At 58.9% G+C, this 4,085-nt stretch carries 4 protein-coding genes; all 4 read right to left on the bottom strand.

Translation table 11 applies throughout. The annotated features are described in order from the left end of the window. Window positions 1–41: 41 nt before the first annotated feature. Window positions 42–1,058: a type I glyceraldehyde-3-phosphate dehydrogenase gene (gene gap, locus V6C16_RS08760; protein ID WP_333535088.1), complete on the bottom strand. Its 1,017-nt coding sequence runs from the start codon at window positions 1,056–1,058 to the stop codon at window positions 42–44. Between the two features lie 182 nt (window positions 1,059–1,240). Then, complete coding sequence (locus V6C16_RS08755; RefSeq protein WP_333535087.1) at window positions 1,241–1,795, bottom strand: GAF domain-containing protein; 555 nt, start codon at window positions 1,793–1,795, stop codon at window positions 1,241–1,243. Between the two features lie 299 nt (window positions 1,796–2,094). Further along, window positions 2,095–2,436, bottom strand: a complete 342-nt coding sequence (locus tag V6C16_RS08750; protein ID WP_333535086.1) for a bactofilin family protein — start codon at window positions 2,434–2,436, stop codon at window positions 2,095–2,097. A 25-nt stretch (window positions 2,437–2,461) separates the two neighbouring features. After that, window positions 2,462–3,568, bottom strand: coding sequence for a rod shape-determining protein RodA (gene rodA, locus V6C16_RS08745; RefSeq protein WP_333543028.1), 1,107 nt, complete (start codon window positions 3,566–3,568; stop codon window positions 2,462–2,464). Window positions 3,569–4,085: the final 517 nt, after the last annotated feature.

Raw genomic sequence — 4,085 nt, 5'->3', positions numbered from 1 at the left:
CGGGGCGGGGCCGCGCGGCGTGGAGAGCCGCCGGGCCGCCTCTACATGCCTTTTTCGGCCATGAGGCAGGCAAGGTCGCACACGCGGCAGGAATAGCCCCATTCGTTGTCGTACCAGGCCACCAGCTTGACCATTTTGCCGTCCTGCACGGTAGTGTAGGAGGCCTCAAGAATGGACGAGGCCGGATTGCCCTTGAAATCCATAGAAACCAGTGCCTTGTCATTGTATTCAAGAATGCCCTTGAGGTAGGTTTCAGAAGCTTCCTTGAGTTTGCCCAGCAGGGTTTCCGTGTCGGTTTCCTTTTCCAGAATGCCGGTAAAGTCCACCACGGATACCGTGGGCGTGGGGACGCGCAGCGAATAGCCGCCGAACTTGCCCTTGAGTTCGGGAATGACCTTGGCAACGGCCTGGGCGGCCCCTGTGGACGTGGGAATGATGTTGCAGGCCGCGGCGCGGGCGCGGCGCGGGTCCTTGTGGGCCATGTCCAGAATGCGCTGGTCGTTGGTGTAGGAGTGGATGGTGGTCATGTTGCCGATCTGGATGCCGAATTCCTTTTGCAGCACCAGGGCCACGGGGGCCAGGCAGTTGGTGGTGCAGGAGGCGTTGGACACGATGTGGTGCCTGGCCGGATCGTATTCCTGATGATTCACGCCCATGACGATGGTGATGTCTTCTTCCTTGGCCGGGGCGGTGATAATGACCTTTTTGGCGCCGTTTTCAATGTGGACGGAGCACTGGGAAGCCTTGCGGAAAATGCCCGTGCTTTCCACGACAATATCAACGCCGTACTGACCCCAGGCAAGCTGTTTCGGGTCACGCTCCGCAAAGCAGTGCACTTTCCAGTCGCCCACGGTTACTTCCGCGCCGTCTATTTTGGCGTCCAGATAGGCACGGCCGTAAACCGAGTCGTATTCCAGCAGGTGAAAGTTGGTTTCGGCGTCAAACAGGTCGTTAATGGCCACAACTTCCACGCGGTCACGATAGCTCTTGTGCAGGGCGCGGAAAACCTGCCTGCCGATGCGGCCAAAGCCGTTGATGCCAATTCTGATTTTGCTCATATGCGAAATCCTCATGCTGTTGAGGGAAATGTCGTATGCAGCCGTGCGCCTTTGGGGTGGATCGGTTTTATTTCCGCCACCGGTGCGGTGTCCGGAGCGCAGGGCGTGGTTTTTATGGTCTCCGCCCGGCGGGTCGCGACCGGCTGCCGCCGGGTGCGAAAGGCCGCGGGCAGGGTCGCGTGCTAGTCTTCATACACCGAGTAGGCGTGTTTGCTCATCAGCTCGTAATTGTTGCGCAACGCTTCATGCAGGCGCGCGTTTTCAATGGCAAGAGCCGAAATGGCGGCCACGGCCTCCATAAAGGTCTGTTCGTCGGGTGTGAACTCGCGCTCCTCGGCAGAATACACGCGAATGAGGCCGATGGCCTTGCCGTTCACCATAAGGGGGGCCGAAAGGACGGAAACCAGACCTTCGGTTTTGGCTGATTCGGGGTATTGAAAGCGGCCGTCGGCGGCAGCGTCCTTGAGGTGGATGGTTTTTCCGGCCAGAACTTCGCCGTCCATGCCGCTGCGTTTCACTTCCACCGGGCCTTTGCGCAGATAGGTGGCGGAAAGGCCGTGGGCTGCGCTGGGCAGCAGAAAGCGGCCCGTACTGTCCAGCAGGCGGATGGTGCTGGCCTTGCAACCCATAGTGGACGCGGTCTGTTCCGTAATCTTGTGCAGAACGTCCCTGGTTTCAAGGCTGGAGTTGATGACCAGCGCCACGTCTCTGAGCGCGCGGAAATAATCTTGTGCCATGTGTGCCTCCTTGAAGAAAGCGGTGCAAAAGAATCCGGCTGCGGCGGCATGACCGCCAGTGCCATGTATCCGTATCGGTGTTGAAATATTCTCGATTCAGAGTATGCGCTATTTTTCCCATTGGGGCAATGCGCCCTTCTGCCGACGCGTGAACGGCTGTGATGCCTGACTTTTTTGCCCGGCAGACAAGCATCAGGACGCACGGGCCGGGGCAGCTGCCCTGTGCGGGATATCGGTCCCCTGCCGCGTCATCAGGCAGCATGCGCAGAGGTTGGCCGCATGGTTGCGGCGGGCAGTGACTACGCTTTTGCCTTGCCGCAGCCCTGCATGCTCACCTGTCCCTCGATGATGCCGCCTTCTTCCGTCAGGAGCACAGGGGTCTGCACCCGGCCTTCGAGCACGCCGGAACCGTAGACCACCACGCGGCGGCGGGCCGTGATTTCGCCGGTAAAGCGTCCGGAAAGCAGCAGTTCGCCCACATCCAGGTTGCCGGTGACCAGCGCGTCTTTGCCCACATTGAGCGTGCCTTCGCTGGCAATTTCACCATTAAACTTGCCTTCAATGCGCACAGTGCCTTTGAAGTGCAGTTTTCCTTCGTAAACCGTATCGGAACCGAGATAGGCTATTTCGTCCTTGGCCACAGCGAACTCCCCGTTGGATTGACAATTATCCCTTGAACATGAAGCGCCGCATGGACACGTTGAGCACAATGCCCAGCAGCGTGAAATTAACTACGGTGGCGCTGCCGCCATAGCTGATGAAGGGCAGTGGAATGCCCACCACCGGCATGATGCCAATGACCATACCCATGTTGATGAGTATCTGCCAGAAAAAGTAAAAAAATACCCCTACTACCAGCATGCTGCCAAAACGGTCTTTGGCCTGCGCGGCAGTGGAAAAGATGGAAAGCAGAAACAGGCAGAACAGGGTTACCAGGGCCACGCAGCCCACAAAGCCCCATTCTTCGCCGAAAACAGCCACGGCAAAGTCCGAATGGCGTTCGGGCAGAAAGCGCAGCTGGCTTTGTGTGCCTTCTTTGAAGCCTTTGCCCCAGAGTTCGCCCGAGCCGATGGCAATGCGCGACTGGATGATGTGGTAGCCTGTGCCGCGCGGGTCGGTGGTGGGATCAAGAAAGGTCAGGATGCGCTGGCGCTGATAATCGTGCATGCCCACAAACCACATGAAGGCCCCGAAGCAGGGAACGGCAAGCAGGCAGGTTTTGAGCACATAGCCCTTGAGGCCGTGGAACAGGATCATGCCTGCCAGAATCAGCAGAATCAGCATGGTCGTGCCCAGATCGGGCTGAACGATGATAAGGCCGCAGGGCAAAAGGCAGATAAAGGCGATGGAGATAAAGTCTTTCCAGCCCAGGGGGCGGCCGTCGCGCGCCAGCAGCCGCGCGGCCAGCACCAGCACGGAAAGCTTCGCCAGCTCCGAGGGCTGCACGCTCATGAAACCCAGCGAAAGCCAGCGCTTGGCTCCGTAAACGGTCTTTCCCGCAATGGGAACAAGCAGCAGAAGCAGCATGGTCAGAAAAAAGAACGGCCATGCCAGGTTACGCAGCTGGCGGTAGTCAAAAGCCATGGCGACCAGCATGCACGCAAAGCCGCACACGCCCCAGATGATCTGCCGCTGGTAAAAGCTGTTAAAGGCCAGACCGCTTTCCACCCGTGTGCCGCTGGCCGAGTACAGATTGCCCACGCCCACAAGATAGAGCAGGAGCATGCAGGCCAGCAGGCCCCAGTTGATGTAGCTGAACAGACTTTTGTCCATATGGTCTTACCTGGTCAAAAAAACATGCGCTTGCTCGGTCTTTGGCTATTATGCCGCCGGAAGTTCCACTGTCGCGCAGTCGGATATGCCGGCACGGTGTTGAAGGGCCTGTTTTTCCGGCTTGTGCGTATCAGGGGCATGCCGGGGCGTAACGCCGAAATGCACAGGAAAACTGCACCATGTGGCGCGGATGCCGTTGCCCTGCTTTTTCAGCGGTCGCGTTTTTTGCGCGCCCCGGACGGTAAAATCTGATCAGGGCAGTTTTGTCATAACGCGTTCCTGAGCAGTTTCGCCCGGAAGTTGCCCTGGCAGCCGCGCAAGCAGAAGTCTGCCGCCTGGGCAAGCGTGTCTTCAGCCGTGACCCCAGGGCAGTACGGATGAAGACAGCAGCGCGCGTATTTACGCTGCGCGCGCCACGGGGCGCGGTAAGGCTCACCGCTATCTTCAAAAGCCAAGGCTTAAAATCCCAAAGCCTAGTCAGCCCGTTCGCCGGGGCTGGCCGGTGCGGGCGCAGGCA

The organism is Desulfovibrio sp. 1188_IL3213 (assembly GCF_036763145.1).
In the GTDB taxonomy this organism is placed as follows: Bacteria; Desulfobacterota; Desulfovibrionia; order Desulfovibrionales; family Desulfovibrionaceae; genus Desulfovibrio.
This window is presented reverse-complemented; position numbering and strand designations above follow the sequence as displayed.